The organism is Streptomyces sp. TLI_105 (genome assembly GCF_900105415.1).
In the GTDB taxonomy this organism is placed as follows: Bacteria; Actinomycetota; Actinomycetes; order Streptomycetales; family Streptomycetaceae; genus Streptomyces.
In genome coordinates this window covers 7,073,479-7,090,337 of sequence record NZ_FNSM01000001.1, presented here as the reverse complement: position 1 = coordinate 7,090,337, position 16,859 = coordinate 7,073,479, and the positions used below count along the sequence as shown (strand labels likewise).

Annotated in this window: 17 protein-coding genes and 1 pseudogene; 10 read left to right on the top strand and 8 right to left on the bottom strand. The window is 72.3% G+C overall.

Features of this window, described 5'->3' with window-relative positions:
* Positions 1 to 5: 5 nt before the first annotated feature.
* The gene (locus tag BLW86_RS32450) at positions 6 to 1,271 is read right to left on the bottom strand and encodes a Tm-1-like ATP-binding domain-containing protein (protein WP_093877324.1); all 1,266 of its coding nucleotides are present in this window, start codon (positions 1,269 to 1,271) and stop codon (positions 6 to 8) included.
* 134 nt (positions 1,272 to 1,405) lie between these two features.
* On the opposite strand from BLW86_RS32450, the gene BLW86_RS32445 reads away from it, so the two are divergent.
* A complete protein-coding gene (locus BLW86_RS32445; RefSeq protein ID WP_177181814.1) occupies positions 1,406 to 2,857 on the top strand; it encodes an aminotransferase-like domain-containing protein in 1,452 nt (483 codons plus the stop codon).
* A gap of 29 nt (positions 2,858 to 2,886) precedes the next feature.
* Here BLW86_RS32445 and BLW86_RS32440 read toward each other — a convergent pair whose 3' ends face one another.
* Positions 2,887 to 3,372 (bottom strand): DUF2000 family protein, encoded by a 486-nt coding sequence (locus BLW86_RS32440; RefSeq protein ID WP_371129630.1) that lies wholly within the window; start codon positions 3,370 to 3,372, stop codon positions 2,887 to 2,889.
* A gap of 253 nt (positions 3,373 to 3,625) precedes the next feature.
* Here BLW86_RS32440 and BLW86_RS32435 point away from each other — a divergent pair, with 253 nt between their 5' ends.
* The 4 genes from BLW86_RS32435 (at position 3,626) to BLW86_RS32420 (ending at position 5,844) form a co-directional block, all read left to right on the top strand.
* Positions 3,626 to 3,946 carry a hypothetical protein gene (locus tag BLW86_RS32435; protein WP_093877321.1) on the top strand — a complete coding sequence of 107 codons (321 nt, stop codon included), beginning with the start codon at positions 3,626 to 3,628 and terminating at the stop codon, positions 3,944 to 3,946.
* Complete coding sequence (locus BLW86_RS32430) at positions 3,943 to 4,128, top strand: hypothetical protein (RefSeq protein WP_093877320.1); 186 nt, start codon at positions 3,943 to 3,945, stop codon at positions 4,126 to 4,128. Before BLW86_RS32435 ends, BLW86_RS32430 begins: the two co-directional genes overlap by 4 nt.
* A gap of 78 nt (positions 4,129 to 4,206) precedes the next feature.
* Positions 4,207 to 4,797 (top strand): hypothetical protein, encoded by a 591-nt coding sequence (locus BLW86_RS41615; protein ID WP_143060293.1) that lies wholly within the window; start codon positions 4,207 to 4,209, stop codon positions 4,795 to 4,797.
* Positions 4,798 to 5,073: 276 nt separating this feature from the next.
* A complete protein-coding gene (locus tag BLW86_RS32420) occupies positions 5,074 to 5,844 on the top strand; it encodes a hypothetical protein (RefSeq protein WP_143060292.1) in 771 nt (256 codons plus the stop codon).
* 69 nt (positions 5,845 to 5,913) lie between these two features.
* Here the strand turns inward: BLW86_RS32420 and BLW86_RS32415 are convergent, their stop codons facing one another.
* Both BLW86_RS32415 and BLW86_RS32410 read right to left on the bottom strand, forming a co-directional pair.
* Positions 5,914 to 6,102, bottom strand: coding sequence for a hypothetical protein (locus tag BLW86_RS32415; protein ID WP_093877317.1), 189 nt, complete (start codon positions 6,100 to 6,102; stop codon positions 5,914 to 5,916).
* Positions 6,103 to 6,310: 208 nt separating this feature from the next.
* Positions 6,311 to 6,778 carry a MarR family winged helix-turn-helix transcriptional regulator gene (locus BLW86_RS32410; RefSeq protein WP_093877316.1) on the bottom strand — a complete coding sequence of 156 codons (468 nt, stop codon included), beginning with the start codon at positions 6,776 to 6,778 and terminating at the stop codon, positions 6,311 to 6,313.
* 247 nt (positions 6,779 to 7,025) lie between these two features.
* Here BLW86_RS32410 and BLW86_RS32405 point away from each other — a divergent pair.
* The 3 genes and pseudogenes from BLW86_RS32405 to BLW86_RS32390 form a co-directional block, all read left to right on the top strand.
* Positions 7,026 to 7,655: pseudogene (locus tag BLW86_RS32405) on the top strand (transposase family protein); the annotation flags it as partial.
* Positions 7,656 to 8,564: 909 nt separating this feature from the next.
* A complete protein-coding gene (locus BLW86_RS32395) occupies positions 8,565 to 9,407 on the top strand; it encodes a helix-turn-helix transcriptional regulator (RefSeq protein ID WP_093877315.1) in 843 nt (280 codons plus the stop codon).
* Positions 9,408 to 9,499: 92 nt separating this feature from the next.
* Entirely contained in the window at positions 9,500 to 10,030 is a 531-nt protein-coding gene (locus BLW86_RS32390; protein ID WP_093877314.1) for a carboxymuconolactone decarboxylase family protein, read from the top strand.
* A 41-nt stretch (positions 10,031 to 10,071) separates the two neighbouring features.
* Here the strand turns inward: BLW86_RS32390 and BLW86_RS32385 are convergent, their stop codons facing one another.
* Positions 10,072 to 10,680 (bottom strand): isochorismatase family protein, encoded by a 609-nt coding sequence (locus tag BLW86_RS32385; RefSeq protein ID WP_093877313.1) that lies wholly within the window; start codon positions 10,678 to 10,680, stop codon positions 10,072 to 10,074.
* Positions 10,681 to 10,810: 130 nt separating this feature from the next.
* Between BLW86_RS32385 and BLW86_RS32380 the strand changes: the two genes are divergently transcribed.
* Positions 10,811 to 11,359 (top strand): hypothetical protein, encoded by a 549-nt coding sequence (locus BLW86_RS32380; RefSeq protein ID WP_093877312.1) that lies wholly within the window; start codon positions 10,811 to 10,813, stop codon positions 11,357 to 11,359.
* A gap of 117 nt (positions 11,360 to 11,476) precedes the next feature.
* Here the strand turns inward: BLW86_RS32380 and BLW86_RS43410 are convergent, their stop codons facing one another.
* Together BLW86_RS43410 and BLW86_RS32370 are read right to left on the bottom strand one after the other, a co-directional pair.
* A complete protein-coding gene (locus tag BLW86_RS43410) occupies positions 11,477 to 12,007 on the bottom strand; it encodes an STAS domain-containing protein (RefSeq protein WP_256341488.1) in 531 nt (176 codons plus the stop codon).
* A 212-nt stretch (positions 12,008 to 12,219) separates the two neighbouring features.
* A complete protein-coding gene (locus BLW86_RS32370; RefSeq protein WP_093878983.1) occupies positions 12,220 to 13,632 on the bottom strand; it encodes an aminopeptidase P family protein in 1,413 nt (470 codons plus the stop codon).
* A 160-nt stretch (positions 13,633 to 13,792) separates the two neighbouring features.
* Here BLW86_RS32370 and BLW86_RS32365 point away from each other — a divergent pair, with 160 nt between their 5' ends.
* The gene (locus BLW86_RS32365) at positions 13,793 to 14,776 is read left to right on the top strand and encodes a helix-turn-helix domain-containing protein (protein WP_177181813.1); all 984 of its coding nucleotides are present in this window, start codon (positions 13,793 to 13,795) and stop codon (positions 14,774 to 14,776) included.
* 8 nt (positions 14,777 to 14,784) lie between these two features.
* Here BLW86_RS32365 and BLW86_RS32360 read toward each other — a convergent pair whose 3' ends face one another.
* Entirely contained in the window at positions 14,785 to 16,797 is a 2,013-nt protein-coding gene (locus BLW86_RS32360) for a prolyl oligopeptidase family serine peptidase (protein ID WP_093877310.1), read from the bottom strand.
* Between the last annotated feature and the right edge of the window lie 62 nt (positions 16,798 to 16,859).

The window sequence follows — 16,859 nt, the reverse complement described above, 5'->3', positions numbered from 1 at the left end:
GGTGGTCACTCCTCGGTGTCGCGGCGGACGGCGGCGCGGGCCTTCTCGGTGATCAGCTGGTGGAGGCGGTCGGCCATGGCGATCGCGAAGGAGGGGTCGTTGACGTGGGCGTCGAGTGCGTGGACCCGGACCTCGCCGCCCCGGAGGGCGGCGCGCAGCGCGTCGAGCCCGGCGCGGTCCGCCTCCGGGTCGGCGAAGGGCCCGTCGGCCACGTCGACGGCGGAGACGCCGCGCAGGGGCCAGAAGACCTCGGCGGGACCGCGCGCGGTGCGGAGCTTGCGGCCGATTCCGGTGCCGAGGTCGGCCATCTCGCGCGCGGTGGTGCGCATCAGGGTCACCGTCGCGTTGTGGATGAGCAGGCGGCGTTCGGCGAACCGCTCGGGGACGGTGGCGACCGGCCCGAAGTTGACCATGTCGAGCGCTCCGGGGGCGATCACCTGGGGGATGCCCATGGCGCCGGCGGCGGTGAGCCGTGAGGGGCCCGCGCTGAGCACGCCGCCGACGAGTTCGTCGGCGAGTTCGGTGGTGGTCAGGTCGAGGACGCCGTCGAGCATGCCGTCCCTGGCTAGTTTCTCGACGGCCCGGCCGCCGGCGCCGGTGGCGTGGAAGACGAGGACCTCGTAGCCGAGTTCGGCGAGGCGGGCGCGGGCCGTGTCGACGGCCGGGGTGGTCACGCCGAACATGGTGGCCGCGACGACCGGCCGTCCCCGGCCCGCGGGCTCGTCGTGGTTGCGCTCGTGGCGGCGGGCCATGCCGGCGGCGGCCGCGGCGGCGTTGCCGAGGACCTGGCGGGACACGGAGTTGAGCCCGGAGATGTCGACGACGCTGTACATCATGGTGAGGTCGCTGCTGTCGACGTACGGGGAGACGTCACCGCCCGCCATGGTGCTGACGAGCACCTTCGGGACGCCGATGGGCAGGGCCCGCATGGCCTGGGCGGCGATCGCGGAGCCGCCGCTGCCGGCTGCCGCGAGCACGGCGTGCAACCTTCCCTTGCGGTGGAGGTCGACGACGATCCGGGCGAGGCCCTGTGCCATGGCGGTGACGGCCGCCCCGCGGTCCCCGGCGGCCCGGAGCCGCGCCAGGTCGTGTCCTGCGGCGCGCGCGACGACGTCGGCGGGGACGTCGGCCACGGGGGCCTGGGCGGGCGGCGGCATGATGCCGGTGTCGACGAGGAGGACGTCGCTGCCGTACTCCCTGAGCCGCTCGCGCAGCCAGGCGTACTCCTCCCCCTTGGTGTCCAGTGTGCCGACCAGCACGACGGTCCCCATGCCCTCACCTTTCTCCCGGTCCCGGACCCGGTCCCGTGCCCGGTCCCGCCGCTGCCGATCCTCCGACGTGTGACCTGCGGCGACAACGACCAGTCGGGGCGGATTGGCCTGCGTCGTGGAGCAAGATGGGTGCCATGGCCAGGATTGCCTCGACCCGTTTGTCCCGACTCCTCACCGGCTGGTCGTCGGAGGGGTCGGGACCGCTGCCCCGGCGGCTCGCGGACGCCCTGCGGGAGCTGGCCGAGCGGGGGGACGTGCCCGGCGGCAGCGTGCTGCCCTCGCAGCGCGAACTGGCCCTGGTCCTCGGCGTGAGCCGGTCCACCGTGACGGCCGCGTACGGACTCCTGGAGAGCGAGGGGTGGCTGGAGAGCGTGCGGGGCAGCGGCTCCCGGTTGCGCGGGTCGGGGGCGCTCGACCGGTACGTCGCCGAGGGGCGGCTCGTGAGCTTCAACGCGCGGTCGGACGGCTCCGGAGCGGCGGACCTGTCGAGCGGGGCGCTGCCCGGGCTCGGCGCGGTCGGCGAGGCGGTGGGAGCGCTGACCCGGGCCGATCTGGGCGACCTGCTCGGGGACGACGGCTACCACCCGTACGGGATCCCCGCGTTGCGGGAGGGGGTCGCCGCGTACTACCGGGCGGCGGGGGTGGCGACGGAGGCGGAGCAGATCCTGGTGACCTCGGGTTCGCAGCAGGCGGTGTGGCTGGTGGCGCAGGCGCTGGTCGAGCCGGGCGACACGGTGGTCGTGGAGAACCCCACCTACCGGGGAGCCCTGGAGGCGCTGCGGGCGCGCGGCGCGCGTCTCGTCCCGGTCGGCGGCGACGGGCCGGACGGCGGCGCGGACGGTGCGGGTCCGGCGGAGCTGCGGCGGCTGTGCGCCCACGGGCGGCCCCGGCTCGTGTACCTCCAGCCGACGGTCCACAACCCGACCGGGCGCACGCTCGACGGCGCCGCGCGCCGGGAGTGGCGGCGGGTCCTCGCGGATCAGGAGCTCTTCACGGTCGAGGACACGGCCTGTGCCGAACTCGCCCTCGGGAACGGGACGGCGGGGAGCGACGACTCCGCCCCGGTTCCCCTGGTGGCCGATCTCCCGATGGGCTCCACGGTGACCGTCGGCACGCTGTCGAAGCTGTTCTGGGGAGGCCTGCGGGTGGGCTGGGTGCGGTCCTCGCCCCAGGTGGTGGCCCGGCTCGCGAAGATCAAGACCTCGGTGGACCTGGCCTGTTCGGTCGTGGACCAGCTCGTCGCCGTCCGTCTGCTCGACCGGCTGCCCGAGGCCCGCGCCCGGCGCAGGGCCGAGCTGCGGGGGCAGCGGGACGCCGCCGAGGCCCTGGTGCGCGGGGCGGCCCCGCACTGGGAGTGGACCAGGCCGGCGGGCGGCCCCGCGCTGTGGGTGCGGATCCCGGGCGTCGACACGGAGGCCCTCGCCCAGCTGGCGCGGCGCCACGGGGTGTCGGTGGTCCCCGGGGCGGCGTTCTCTCCGGTGGACGGCTTCCGGGACCGGCTCCGGCTGCCGTACGCGCACGGGACGGGGGCGCTGGCCGCCGCGCTCCCCACCCTGCTGGAGTGCGCGGGGCGCGCGGCCGGGTGACGGGCCGTCCGGCCCGGGGCCCGTGGGGTTCAGGGGTGCATCCGGGCCCCCTTGAGCACCTTGTCGACCGCGTTGCGCGGGCCGTACACGGCGAGGCCCGCCAGATCGAGCTGTCCCGGGCCGACGGCCCGTACGGCGGCGCGGTTGTCGCGGTCGTTGCCGGTGGCGAAGAGGTCGGTCGTGAACACCGCCCGGGGCAGCGAGCGGGAGAGGGCGCGGCCGTGCGCGGCGGTCAGCGTCTCCTTGGTCCCCTCGAAGACCAGGACGGGCTGCCGGAACATCGGCAGGTACGGGGTGTCGTCGGCGTCGGCGTACGGTTCGCCGATCACCTCGGGGAGCTCCGTGCCGAGTCCGCTGACCAGGAAGGCCGTCACGTTCAGCCGCTGCCAGGTCTCCAGGTCCTCGCGCAGCAGCACGGCGATCTTGGTGTCGAAACGTACGGGCGTGTCGTCGGTCGTCGTCATGCCCCGAGACTGCCGCCGGCCCCCTCGCGCGGTCTTGTACGTTCCTTGCATGGTGACTGCGCGCGGCGGTCTCGCGGTGAACACCGTCGAGGACTGCGGAAATCCCCGCACCGGCCGTGCCCATCGAGAGCGAGCAGAACACCGTGCTCGGCACCGTCCCTGTCTCGGTCCTGCAGGACATCGCCGACTTCTTCGACTAGTACCGTCCCGCCGCGCTCGCGGCCTGACTCCCCCGCGGGCTGTCCTACGATCGGCCTCGGTCACCTTGCGGTGGCCGGGGCCCCGTTGTGCCGAAAGGAATCACATGACGCACACCCTCACCGTCAACGGCGAACAGATCAGCCTCATCAAGGAGGCCGTCCTGCTGGCCGCCGCCGATGTCCCACCGAACGTCCGCCCCCAGCGCCACGGAGTCCTCGTCGGCTCCGTCCTCTGGGCACCGAAAGACCTGCTGCGGACCGTCATCGGCAGCGAAGACCTGGGCAACGTCGACTCGCCGCGGGCCATGAAGGCGTTCAACGCCCTCGGCTTCCAGACCTTCACGGAGACCGTCTACACCGAGGACGGACTCCCCTTCGTCCACCCCCAGAACCGGCTCCGGCCCACGGAGGAGACCCGCTCGTGACCGACGCGAACACCGACACCTGCCCCATCCCCGTGGACACGAACCGTACTTGCGGCGCCGCCCTCCGCTGGGAGGTCACCCCCGAGCGGATCGTCGAGCCGTACGTCGCCTGCGGCCAGCACGTCACCGCGCCCATCATGCGCACCGGCGAGCTCGTGCCGTTCACCGCCCGCCCGATCTGAGAACCGAATCCACGGGGGGGTACACGCGTGGAGTGGACGTGCGAGGAGTGCGGGAAGCCTGTTCCTCAGGTGGAGGGGGTGACGACGGCCGCGGCAGTACGGTCCCACGCGAAGCGGGCGGGACACGACGAAGCAAGTGTGCGGCGGGTACAGCCTTCGGGCACGGTGCAGCGCTGGCGCACCGAAGCCGACCGTGAGCGGGAGCGTCGGCAGACCGTGGTGGCTGAGGAGCGGCGCCGCCGGACGGTGGCCGAGGAACGCCGTCGTCAGGTGCCGCCTGAGAAAAAGGACGAGGTCTCTTCCTCGAAGGCCCCGCCGCGACCGCGTGTTGCTCCGGCGCCTCCCCATGTATGGCCGGCGCTGGCCGGCTTGTGCGCGGTGGTGTCCGCCTTCGTGCTGATGGGGGTGACCGGTGACGTCTCGTGGTGCATGGACCATCCAGATGACCCCGGACACCACATGCGTGCTTCCGCGGACTGCCCGTCCATCCTGCACGATGCCACGCCGACTGAGGTATTCGCAGGACAGGTCTACGGGTGGCTGCTGCTCGCCGGGGTGGTGTCGTGGATCATTGCGGCATTCCTCTGGTGGCGACACGAGTCTGCGCAGCCGAACCGGTACTACTACACCGAACGGCGCGGGAGGCTCTACATAAACCGCCGTTGGTGATGGGGGCCTGCGACGATTTCCCGGAATGAGGAGGGAGCAGGACTCCGCGGAAGGAAGAGACCTCGCGGGACGACGGCGACGACACACTTGCCTTCTTCGTACGAGGAGCGGAAGGCCGGCCCTTCGGGCCCCCGAGTCCCACGCGATTTTCGGCCCGTTCGGCTTCGGCGTCGGCTTGAGCTGCGGCGGAAAGCGCTCGGTGCTCAATTCGTGCCCCGGCCCTCCTCGGGATCGCTACCCTTCGTCCACAGCAAGCTCACGACCGAGGGGGCCCTCGTGCGCCACCGCTTCTTCGCGGCCGTCGCCATACTCGTCACCGCCACCGCGTGCGCCGTCCCGATCGGGAAGAAAGCCGACGCGAAGCCGTCGGTCACGGCCACACAGGAGATTCCCGCTCCCAGCTCCAGCCCGACGCCGACCACCGCGGCGCCCACGCCTGAGGTGAAGCCGTCGCCGAAGCCGGTGACGCCCGAGCTCACCGCGGTGACCATCGACGACTGGCGCTACGGGTACGCCTGGAGAAGCTTCTCCACGGACGTCAACGGCGACGGCGGGCAGTACGACAAGCCCGGCGAGGTTCACGTCACGCTGACCGTGCAGATGACGGCGACGGACGACCGGCGTCCGGAGATCCCTTCTCCGAACAGCCTGTGGGTGGGTCACAACTACGGTTTCAACTTCTTCGTCAAGCCGTCGAAGTTTCCTGACTGCCTGCCCCTTGAAGGCGTCGGTCTGTGCGAGCTGACCTCCGGCCCGTTCTACGCCGGCTGTGAGCAACTTCAGAACGACGGTGACGGAACCAACTTCCCCCAGCGGGGCTCGCTCATCATGAGCTGCCGCATCGACGCCACGTTCCCCGAGAGCGTGAAGGCGAGCGACTTCAAGGTAGGGGTTCGCTACGAGGAGTGCTGCGACACGGACACGGAGCACCGGGTCTGGCTGCCGTTCCAGAGCTTGCCCCTGCCACCGCGCGTGACCGAAGAACCCGAAGAAGAGACGGCAGAGCCGGAGCCCGGACAGACGCCGCCGCCCATTCGCTACCTGTGACCCCTGAGGTGGCGACGGAGTCCTTCCGGACTGGTCACGAGTTCGAACCCCGCGGGCTTCGGCGCCCGCCTATACGTCGACCAGGGCCACGCCTCCGTGCTCCAGGCGCTCCAGGCGCTCCAGGCGCTCCAGGCGCTCCAGAAAGGAGTGTGGCAGGAGCCGGGAGAGGTCGGTCGTGCGCCGGGTGTCCTCCGCCGGGTCGAAGGAGCCGGGGAGGACGACGAACCGCGAGAAGAAGTCCCACTGCTCGGTGAACACCTCGGCCTGGCGGTCTTGATGGCCGTGAGGCCCTTGAGATGCCGTGTCGTCTGCTCCTCGATGTCTTCGAGGAGGGACCGCTGATCAGTCCCATCGTTGACGAGCATCTCCTCAGCGACCTGGAGGCCTGTTGCGTTGACTAAGGGCTGTACCGCAAAGATCGGTTTGAGTATCCGGCCCGGGGCGCTTTGCTCCGGCTTGCGGTCCATCAGGCGACCGTCCCACCCGCGTTCCGGATCAGCCGCTGAAGCACCTTCACCGTGGTGACGTAGTCCGCGTCGTCGATGCCCTCGTGGAGGGCGGCGCGGATCGCGGGGGCGTTGCGGGCCAGGTCGATGCGGGCCTGTTCTCCTTCCGGGGTGAGCCACAGCCGGTCCTCGGTGTCCTGGGTCAGCCAGCCGCGTTCAAGGAGCCCCTCGGCCTCCGCCGCCAGGTCGTCCTCGGGACGGATGCAGGAGGACATGGCCTCCCGCAGCTCGGGCACGGTCATCCCCTCACCGTCGGGCGAGATGTCGTTCACCGACAGGTTGCGCAGCAGCCAGAACTGGGGCTGGGTGTAGCCCTTTTCGGCCTGCTGGGCCCGGGTATACGCGATGAGCGCCTCGTAGGCGACACCGGTCCAGTACGCGGCGGGCTGTCCGGCGAGTTCGGTGTCGGAGATCTGCTGAGTCGTCATTGGGTGCCCCCTCCAGGTACTTCAGCGTGGAGCCCGCACACCGTGCAGGTCATGGGAAGACCGTATGACCTCAAGCGCGGTTGAGGGCAAGCGGGTGATCTTCCGGGCGACTGTGAGCAGGGAAACGAGGGGCCCTGCCTCCGGTCCGCAATTGAGGGGTCTTGAGGCGTTGGCCCCACCATGGATCGATCACGGGGTCGCTGGGTGTATTCCGGTAACACCTGGACACTGGTGGGATGATCTTGCGATGGCTGGCGTGATTACGGCATCTGAACCCTCCTGGATAGCCCCGTTTGCCGGGCTGAGCCCGCGCCGCTTCGGCAAGTCGGTGACTACCGTGCGCCGCGAGGGCGTGGCCGACGGACACCGCGGCCGACCGTGGAGCCTGCCTCTGGAGGACCGGATCCTGCTGGTCGTTGTGTACTGGCGCACGAACTTGACGATGCGCCAGATAGCCCCACTGCCTGGCGTCTCCGAGTCGGCGGCGGACCGGATCATCGACCACCTCGGACCGCTACTCGCACTCCAGCCCAGGAAGCGGTTCCGTAAGGACACCGTGCTCATCGTCGACGGCACCCTGGCGCCCACCCGCGACCACACGATCGCCGAGCAATCGAAAAACTACCGCTACTCAACGGCCCATCAGGTGGTCATCGACGCCGACACCCGCCTGGTCGTCGTGATCGGCCGGCCCCTGGCGGGCAACCGGCACGACTCCCGCGGCCGGGAAGAGTCCGGCGCCAAGGCCGCCGCCGGCAAGACGATGACCATCGCCGATGGCGGCTACCAGGGCACCGGACTCGTCAGCCCGCACCGCCGCCGCAAGGGCGACGGCGTCCACCATGCCATCCTCGGCACCGCCCGCCTGCACAACCTCACCTCGCCGGACAGGCCAACGGGCGGTACCGCCGCCGACCTTGCCCTCACCAGGTCCAAGATCACTTACGGGACAAGCCTTAGTCACGGCCGACCAGGGCCATTCAACAAGATCGTGTTACGAGCTCTACGAACGTTCAAAGCATTCCTGCTCCGGCGCGTCGAAGCATCGACGCCCGAGGTGATCTGGGGGCATCTCAGCTCCATCCTCAGCAGCGCGGTGGACGACAAGCGACTTCTTCGGAATCCGGTCAAGGCGCACCAGAGCGTCAAGCGCCCTCGCCCGCCAGAGAAGAAGGCGAAGGCTTGGACGCGCGTCATCGCGGATGCCGTGCGATCCCACCTCCAGGAGCGATACCAGTTCCCCGTAGACCTGGGGCTCGGCCTCGGCTTGCGCCAGGGAGAAGCCTTCGGGCTCGCGGAGGAAGACTTCGACCTCGAGGCCGGCGTGGCCCACGTACGGCGCCAGCTCCGATGGGACGTCAAGGGACGGCCGTACTTCTGCCTCCCCAGGGGGCAGGACCCGAGAGGTCCCCATAGCGCCAAATCTGGCAGCCCGCGCCAAAAGGTCACGCGCTACAGCAGCGAGGTCCGCCGGCACCCCGTCTTCGAGGCATCCCGGTCGGACATGTTCCACGCCCTTCGGCACGCCTACGCCGGCGTGCAGCTCGAAGCCGGAGAATCGATCGTGAGCCTGTCGAAGTGGCTCGGGCACTCGTCCCCGAAGATCACGCTCGACCACTACCTCCACTTCATGCCGGGTGCGGGCTCCCGAGGGCTGGCAGCGATGGACGCATGGCTGGAGCAAGATCGTCAGCGTTAAGTCCCTCAGAAGTCCCCACTGATGGGACGGAGCACCACGCACACCATGAAACCGCAGGTCGAGCGCTTGAGCACCACAACAGGCCGCATGTACATTCCTTGCATGGTGGTCCGTACGGCGGCCCGGCAGCAAGTCACGGCGTGGCGGCCGCACGTCCCCGGGGTCGTGGAGGTGTTCCACGCCCGTTTCACCGAGCACGCGTACCCGATGCACGTGCACGACGTGTGGACCCTGCTCATCGTCGACGACGGCGCGGTCCGCTACGACCTCGACCGGCACGAGCGCGGCACTCCCGGCGACACGGTGTCCCTGCTCCCGCCGCAGGTCCCGCACAACGGCTCGCCCGCCACCTCCGACGGCTTCCGGAAGCGGGTCCTGTACCTGGACCTGACCCAGCTGGACGAGAGCTTCATCGGGCCGGCGGTCGACGCGCCCGACCTCGTCGACCCGCTGCTGCGGCGCCGCGTCGGGCAGTTGCACACCGCGCTCGCGGAGCCGGGTGACGGGCTGGAGGCGCAGAGCCGCCTCGCCCTCATCGGCGAGCGGCTGCGCGGCCACCTGCGGCCCCGGCTCGTCACGCCCGCGCGTGGAGCCGATCCCGGTGTGGCGCACGGCCTGCGGGAGCTCCTCGACGCGCGTCTCGTCGAGGGCGTGACCCTGGACGAGGCCGCCGGGCTGCTGCACGCCCATCCGGCGCATCTCGTACGGGCGTTCAGCGGCGCCTTCGGCATCGCGCCGCACCAGTACCTGACGGCCCGCCGGATCGACCGGGCCCGGCGTCTGCTGCTCGACGGGCGGCCGCCGGTCGAGGTGGCGGCCGCGACCGGGTTCTACGACCAGTCGCATCTGAACCGCTCGTTCAAGCGGATCGTGGGCACCACCCCGGGCCGCTTCGCCCGGACGCCCGGGAGACCGTCGCCCCTCTCGTGAACCGACCCCTCCCCAGGGAGCCCCGGCGGTCCGGGAACCCCTCCCCACCCCACGGCGTTATACCCCCCGAGGGTATACAGAGGAGAGGTTCCGTGACCACGAGAAGACTGACCGCGCTCGCCCCCGAGCAGGCACCCGGCCGCGCGCGCGAGCTGCTGACCGACATCGTCGAACGACACGGCTCCGTCGGTGAGATGGTGTCCACGATGGCGCACTCGCCCGCCCTGCTCGACGGCTATCTCGGCCTCTCGCGCGCCATGAAGCGGGTGAAGATCCCCCGCGCCCTGAGCGAGAAGCTGTCCCTCGCCGTCCAGGAGTGGATCGGCTGCGGCACCTGCCGCGAGGCGCACCGGGCGGCCGGGCGCGCGGCGGGACTGACCGAGACCGACATCGAACTCGCCCGCCAGGGCACGTCGACCGACCCGCGCGAGGCCGCCCTCATCGGCCTCGCCCTGCGGGTCCTGGCCGAACCGGGTTCGCTCTCGGACGAGGACGTCGCCGAGGTGCGGGCGCACGGCTGGAGCGACCGGGTGATCGCCGAAGTGGTCGGCGTGGTCACCCTCAACCTCCTCACCGGCGCCTTCAACCTCCTCGCGGGCATCCAGCCGCAGCGCGAGGAGTGACGGACGACCGGGCGGGTGTCCTCGCGGGCGGCGCGGTCGGCCTACGGAGCCGTCTCCCGGGGCGGCCGGGCCGGAGGCCGTCGAGGGGCCGTGAAGGTGACGTCGGCGGCCGTGACGGTGGTCTCGGCGTCGCTCCCGAGGGCGTACGCCGCGACGCGGGAGACCGTCGCGGCCGGCACGGCCTCGCCGATGCCCGGCGCCGCCGGGATGTCCTGCGTCGCGTGGGCGTCGTGCGGGACGACGACCCGGTAGCCGAGGGCCAGGGCCGTACGGGCCGTCGCCTGCACGCACATCTCCGACATCACGCCGCAGACGGCGACCGCCCGCACCCCCGCGCCGGTGAGCACGGCCCCCAACTCGGTCTCCTGGAAGCCGTCGTCGTGGGGTTTGCGGATCACGACCTCGGCCGGTCCGGGCTCCACGGGGTGGTGGAGCTCCCAGCCGGGCGTGTGCGGTTCGTCCTCGGCGCCGGGCGGCCCGTCGTTCTGCAGGTGGGCGATGAACGCCCCGTCCCGCCGGGCCCGGGCGATCAGGTCGGTCGTCCGGTCGACGAGGCGGTCGGCGGCGGGCACGGCCCCGTCGCCGGTGACGAAGGCCGACTGCACGTCGACGACGACGAGGGCGTCCACGGGATGCGCGCGCTGGGTCATCCGGTCATCATCACGTCCACGGGCCCGGCCCGCCACGGGGTTTCGGCCCGCCGGAGGGCCCGGGAAAACCCCGCGCACACGCCCCCGACCCGCGGGTAACCTCCCGGTCGGGAACAAGGGGAGGATCCGCATGGCCGAGTCGACGACGTCCGAGTGGTGGGACCTGCTGCCGGACGGCATCCGCGGCGAGGTCGACGGGTACGTCCTCCAGGACCGCCGGCTCCAGGCGGTGCGGGTCGTCCGGGAGACGTGCCGGAGCCGTGGTCTGGGGCTCCACGAGGCGGAGGGGGTCGTCCACGCCCGGTATCTGCACCACGGCGACCGGATCGCCCGCACCCCGCTCAGCCCCCTCGACCTGGAGTCGCTGGCCGCCCGGGCCTCCGGCTGCCCGGGGCCCGTGGCCGCGATCGAGGCGATCTGGGACGGCGACACCGTCCACGACTGGTTCGTGATCCTCCTGGCCGTCTCCACCGCGCCCGCCGGCGAGCAGCACCTCGCCACGGTCCACCGGGAGACGGCCGTACGGCACCTGGGCGAGGCGCGGGCCGCGGAGTCGCGCCGTCCGGAGGCCACGGCCGCCGAAGCGGCGGGCCGGGCGCTGGCCGAACACCTCGCGGTGCCCTTCCACTTCGCGAGCCCGGACGCCCCGGACGACGAGGCGCCCCGCTGGCGCCCGTGAGCCCGGCCCGCCGGCTCCGACGCTTCGCCCCCGCCCGGCTCCGCCCCGGCGATCACGCGGCGCCCGCGTCCTCCGGAAGCTCCGGCGGCGCGACCGCACCCGGGCGGTGATCGCCGCCTACGAGAGGGGCCTCGTCACGCCGGGCCCGGGCGGCAGCGGAACCATCGGCCCGGGCGGGACGACGGGCTGAGCGACCGGCCGCGGCAGACCGACGACCGGTTCCGGCCGGGCCGCCGGGTCCGGCTGTCCGAGCGGGGCCGACCCTCCGAGCGGGGCCGGCAGGCCGACGACCGGGTCCGGCTCGTCGAGGAAGTCCGGTGGTCCCGGCTCGGGGTGGAGGACGTCGGTCAGCACGGTCAGCCGGATGAGCCGCAGGATCCACGGCTGGTCGCAGAGGAGCCGCCAGCGCGCACCGCGCCGGTGCACGCGCCCGGCGCAGTGGGCGAGGAGCCCCAGCCCCGTGGCGTCGCAGAAGGAGAGGCGCCGGATGTCGACGGTCAGGGCGTCGGACTCCCGGACGAGGGCGTCGAGCTCGGGCCGCAGGTGCCGCACCAGGACGAGGTCGAGTTCGCCCCGGAGGGCGGCGACCGTGAGACCGCCGGTCGAGCGGACGACGAGGTACGGGTCGTGACGGGGGATCAGCTGCATCGGACGCTCCACAGGGTGGCTCCATGTGTCACGTCGAGCGTGGCCGCCCCCTTGTCGGGAGGGACGTTTCGCCTCGACCGCTGTCACCTGAATCGGTGAAGATCCGCCCCTCTTTCTCTCGTTCGGACGCACGCGGCCCGGACAGGTGTACGGAGGTTCCACGGGGGCCGTCCGCGCACGCGCGGACGGCCCCCGTGCGACCCTGCGGAGCCTCAGCCCGCGAACCGGGCCATCCACGCCTCGACCTCGGCCGAGGAGCGCGGCAGACCGGCCGACAGGTTCTCGTGGCCCTCCTCGGTGACGACCAGGTCGTCCTCGATCCGGACGCCGATGCCGCGCCACTCCTCGGGCACGGTCAGGTCGTCCGGCTGGAAGTACAGGCCGGGCTCGACCGTGAGCACCATGCCCGGCTCCAGGACGCCGTCGACGTACTCCTCCGTGCGGGCCTGCGCGCAGTCGTGGACGTCCAGACCGAGCATGTGGCCGGTACCCGCCATGGTGAAGCGGCGCTGGAGGCCGAGCTCGTACGCGCGGTCGACGGGACCCTCGATGAAGCCCCACTCGACGAGCCGGGCCGCCAGGTGACGCTGGGACGCCTCGTGGAAGTCGCGGTACGGGGCGCCCGGCTTCACCGCGGCCATGCCCGCCTCCTGGGCCTCGTACACCGCGTCGTACACCTGGCGCTGGACCGGGGTGAAGGTGCCGCTGATGGGGAGGGTGCGGGTGACGTCGGCGGTGTAGAGGGAGTGCGTCTCCACGCCGGCGTCGAGGAGGAGCAGCTCGCCGGGGCGCACCGGGCCGTCGTTGTCCGTCCAGTGCATGATCGTGGCGTGGTCGCCGGCGGCGCAGATCGAGCCGTAGCCGACGTGGTTGCCCTCCAGGCGGGCGCGGCGGAAGAAGGTGCCCTCGATCCACCGCTCGGACGAGGCGATCGCCCGGGAGAGTTCGGCGACGCAGTCGGTGAAGCCGCGCACGGTGGAGTCCACCGCCTTGCGCATCTCGCCGAGCTCCCACTCGTCCTTGACGAGGCGGAGCTCGCTGAGCGCGCCCTCCAGTTCGATGTCGCGCTCCTCGTCGGTGGTGACGGCGGCTTCGAGGGCGGGGGCGACGCCGCGGACGATCCGGGTCGGCACGCCGGAGCCGGCGGCCAGGTCCTCGGTGATGGTGCGGACGTCGCGGCAGGGCAGCCCGAGGACGGTCTCGGACTCGGCGAGGGAGCGGCGGCGGCCCATCCACAGCTCGGCCGTGTAGCCGATCCAGAACTCGTCGTTGTCGCGGCTGTCGCGGGGCAGCTGGTAACAGTAGGCGTCGTGGCCGCCGTCGGCGCGGGGCTCCAGGACGAGCGCGCCGTCGCGGGCCTGGTCGCCGGTCATGTGCACGTAGCCGGAGTACGGGCGGAACGGGTAGTTGTCGTCGTTGGAGCGGTACTTGAGGTTCCCCGAGGGGACGATCAGGCGCTCGCCGGGGAAGAGCGCGGAGAGCGCGGCGCGGCGGCGGGCCGCGTACGGTGCCTGCTCGGCCGGTTCGAGATCGTGCCGCTCGGTGTCCGCCCACCCCGTCCTCATCAGAGCGGAGAGCTCCTCGGAGACGCCGTTGTAGAGGCCGTTCTTGCGACCCTTCGCCACGTCCTGCACCTTCTTCCCAGTACGTTCTCGACCGCCGCTCGTCGACGGCACCCGGACGGTACTGCGCCCCGGGCCCGCCGGGTGCCCGGATCGGTCAGTGGCACGGATCGGCCACACCCGGGGCGGCGGGGGCCGCCGGGGCGGGTCGATAATGCGGTCCATGGCGAACGCGAAGCTCGGTGAGGCGCTCCGGCTGCTCGGGATCGGCGACGAGGCCCGCCGGGTCTACGTCCGGCTCCTGGACCTCGGTCCCGCGCCGCTGAGCGCCATCGGTTCCGCGGCCGGTCTCGACGGTGCGGAGCTGTCCGCGGCGTACGGGGAACTGGTCGACGCGGGCCTGGCGAGTCCGGCGGCGCAGGGCCCCGACCTGGTGGCTCCGGTGCCGCCCGCCGCGGGCCTGGAGATCCTGGGGCGGCACCGGGCGGCCGAGCTCGACGAGTCGCGGATCACCGTCGGCGGCGCCTTCGAGTCGTTCCGGCGGCAGCGGCTCGCCGCCTACCACGACGACCTCGTCGAGGTGGTGACGGGGGACGCGGTCGGTCCCCGCATGCGGCACGCCTGGGCCAGCGCGCGCGAGGAGATCCGGCAGCTGGACTCTCCCCCGTACTTCCCGCTGCCGAGCGCCACCGACGACGCCCTCGCGACCCTGGCGCGCGGGGTGACCCAGCGGGTCGTCTACTCGCAGGCGTCGCTGGAGCACCCGGGACAGCTGGAGGAGGCGATCGAGCCGTGCGTGGAGGCGGGCGAGCAGGCGCGGGTGCTGCCGTCGGTGCCGGTGAAGCTGGTGATCATCGACGAGGCGTACGCCATGGTCTCGCTCTCCATCAAGGAGGCCGACGTGCACAACAGCATGCTGGTGGTGCAGCCGTGCGGCCTGCTGTCGGCGCTCGTGGCGCTGTTCGAGCAGGCCTGGCAGAGCGCGCTGCCGCTGCACGGCCGTTCCGTGCGGCCGGCCGGGCTGCTGCCGGCCGACCGCCGGCTGCTGCGGCTGCTCGCGGGCGGGGCGAGCGACGAGGTCATCGCCCGGGAGATCGGGGTCAGCCGCCGCACGCTCTTCCGCCGGATCCAGGTCCTCATGGCCCGGCTCGGCGCCACGAGCCGCTTCCAGATGGCGCTGCAGGCACAGCGCCAGGGATGGCTGTGACAGGCAGGTCAGCTCAGGTGCCTCCGGAGGAAGGTGTGCACGAGGGCGCTGTTGTGGGCGGCCTGTTCGTTGTCCCCGGCGCCCGCGTGGCCGCCGCCTGTGTTCTCGTGGAACAGCACGGGGTGACCGAGCTCCCGTAGCCGCGCCGCCGTCTTGCGCGCGTGACCGGGGTGGACGCGGTCGTCGCGGGTGGAGGTCATCAGGAGCACCGGCGGATAGGTCCGGTCGGCGGTGAGCCGGTGGTACGGGGAGAGTTCGCGCAGGTGGGCGAGGTCGGCCGGGTCGTCGGGGTCGCCGTACTCGGCGATCCAGGACGCGCCCGCGAGGAGCTTGTGGAAGCGGGTCATGTCGAGCAGCGGGACCTGCGCGACGATCGCTCCGAAGAGCTCCGGGTACCGGGTGAGCATCGCGCCCATGAGCAGGCCGCCGTTGCTGCCGCCCGACGCGGCGAGCCGGTCCGGGGTGGTGATGCCCCGCGCGACGAGGTCCTCGGCGACGGCCGCGAAGTCCTCGAAGGCCCGCGGCCGCCGCGCCCCGAGCGCGGCCTGGTGCCAGTCCGGGCCGTACTCGCCGCCGCCCCGGATGTTCGCGATGACGTACGTGCCGCCGCCCTCCAGCCACGCCCGGCCGGTGACGGCGCCGTAGTAGGGGGTGAGGGAGACCTCGAAGCCGCCGTAGCCGTAGAGGAGGGTGGGTCCGGGGCCGGTGACGGCGTGGTCGGGGCCGATGACGAAGTAGGGCACGCGGGTGCCGTCGGGGGAGGTCGCGAAGTGCTGCTCCACCGTGAGGCCGGCGGTGTCGAAGCGGTCCGGGGCCTGCTTGAGGACCTCCGTGTCGGCGCCGATGTGCCCGCGGTGGAGGCTGGAGGGCTGGAGGAAGCCGGACACGTCGAGGAAGTACTCGTCGGAGACGTCCGGGTCCGTGTCCACGACGCCGACGGCGGACAGCGGCGGGACGCCGACGAGCGGGGTGCGCGTCCAGCCGGCGCCGTCGCGGCCCGGGGTGAGGACCTCGATGTGGGCGCTGACGTCCCGCATCGTCTCCAGGATCAGGTGGTGCCGGGTCCAGGAGTGCCCGGCGAGGGCCGTCCGCGCGTCCGGGGTGAAGAGCACCTCGGGGGTGCGGTCGCCCGCGAGGAAGGCGTCGAAGCCGAAGGCGAGGAGGGAGCCGGTGGGCTGCCCCAGCCAGTCGGACTTCAGGGTGACGAGCAGGTGCCCGCGGTGGGCCTCGACGAGCGCGTCGTCGGGGACGTCGAGGCGCACGGGCGTGCCGTCGGGCTCCAGGAGGTACGTCTCGCTGCGGAAGAAGTCCAGCGAGCGGCCGACGAAGTCCCGCTCGAAGCCGGGGGTGGGGTCGTGGTACCCCCAGGCCGACACGTCGGTGTCCTCGGCCTCGTAGACGAGCTCGGACTCCTCGATCGGCGTGCCGCGCCGCCACCGCCGGACGGTGCGCGGGTAGCCGGAGTCGGTGAGGGAGCCCGGTCCGGTGTCCGTGCCGACGAAGACGGTGTCGGCGTCGATCCACCCGATCCGCGTCTTCGCCTCCGGCACCGCGAAGCCGTCCGCGACGAACTCCCGCTTCTCCAGGTCGAATTCGCGGACCACGACGGCGTCGCCGCCGTCCCGGGAGAGCCGCACCAGGGCCCGGTCGTACGCGGGACGGCGCACCCGCGCCCCGTCCCACACCCACTTCTCGCCCTCCGCGGCGGCGAGCGCGTCGACGTCGAGGAGGACCTCCCAGGCGGGTTCGTCCTTGCGGTACTGCTCCAGGGTCGTGCGCCGCCACACCCCGCGCACGTGCTCGGCGTCGCGCCAGAAGTTGTAGAGGTGCGCGCCGCGCCGCACGGTGTACGGGATGCGGTCCGAGGCGTCGAGCACCTCCCTCAGGCGCGCCTTCAGCGGGGCGAACCCGTCGTCGGCGGCCAGCACGTCCGCCGTCTCGGCGTTCCGCTCGGCCACCCACGCGAGGGCGGCCTCGCCGGAGATGTCTTCCAGCCACAGGTACGGGTCGTCATCGCTCATCCCCGTATTGTGCAGGTCCGGTCAGCTCCTGCCCCCGGCCGGGACCCGTGCCGTACGGCGGC

Excerpts from the sequence above, each read along its gene's own strand:
- BLW86_RS43410 (WP_256341488.1), bottom strand. The coding sequence starts at position 12,007 with ATGCAGCTGATCCCCCGTCACGACCCGTACCTCGTCGTCCGCTCGACC.
- BLW86_RS32440 (WP_371129630.1), bottom strand. The coding sequence starts at position 3,372 with ATGCAAGGAACGTACAAGACCGCGCGAGGGGGCCGGCGGCAGTCTCGG.
- BLW86_RS32380 (WP_093877312.1), top strand. The coding sequence starts at position 10,811 with ATGGCCGAGTCGACGACGTCCGAGTGGTGGGACCTGCTGCCGGACGGC.
- BLW86_RS32385 (WP_093877313.1), bottom strand. The coding sequence starts at position 10,680 with ATGACCCAGCGCGCGCATCCCGTGGACGCCCTCGTCGTCGTCGACGTG.
- BLW86_RS32365 (WP_177181813.1), top strand. The coding sequence starts at position 13,793 with ATGGCGAACGCGAAGCTCGGTGAGGCGCTCCGGCTGCTCGGGATCGGC.
- BLW86_RS32445 (WP_177181814.1), top strand. The coding sequence starts at position 1,406 with ATGGCCAGGATTGCCTCGACCCGTTTGTCCCGACTCCTCACCGGCTGG.
- BLW86_RS32435 (WP_093877321.1), top strand. The coding sequence starts at position 3,626 with ATGACGCACACCCTCACCGTCAACGGCGAACAGATCAGCCTCATCAAG.
- BLW86_RS32360 (WP_093877310.1), bottom strand. The coding sequence starts at position 16,797 with ATGAGCGATGACGACCCGTACCTGTGGCTGGAAGACATCTCCGGCGAG.
- BLW86_RS32395 (WP_093877315.1), top strand. The coding sequence starts at position 8,565 with ATGTACATTCCTTGCATGGTGGTCCGTACGGCGGCCCGGCAGCAAGTC.
- BLW86_RS32450 (WP_093877324.1), bottom strand. The coding sequence starts at position 1,271 with ATGGGGACCGTCGTGCTGGTCGGCACACTGGACACCAAGGGGGAGGAG.
- BLW86_RS32410 (WP_093877316.1), bottom strand. The coding sequence starts at position 6,778 with ATGACGACTCAGCAGATCTCCGACACCGAACTCGCCGGACAGCCCGCC.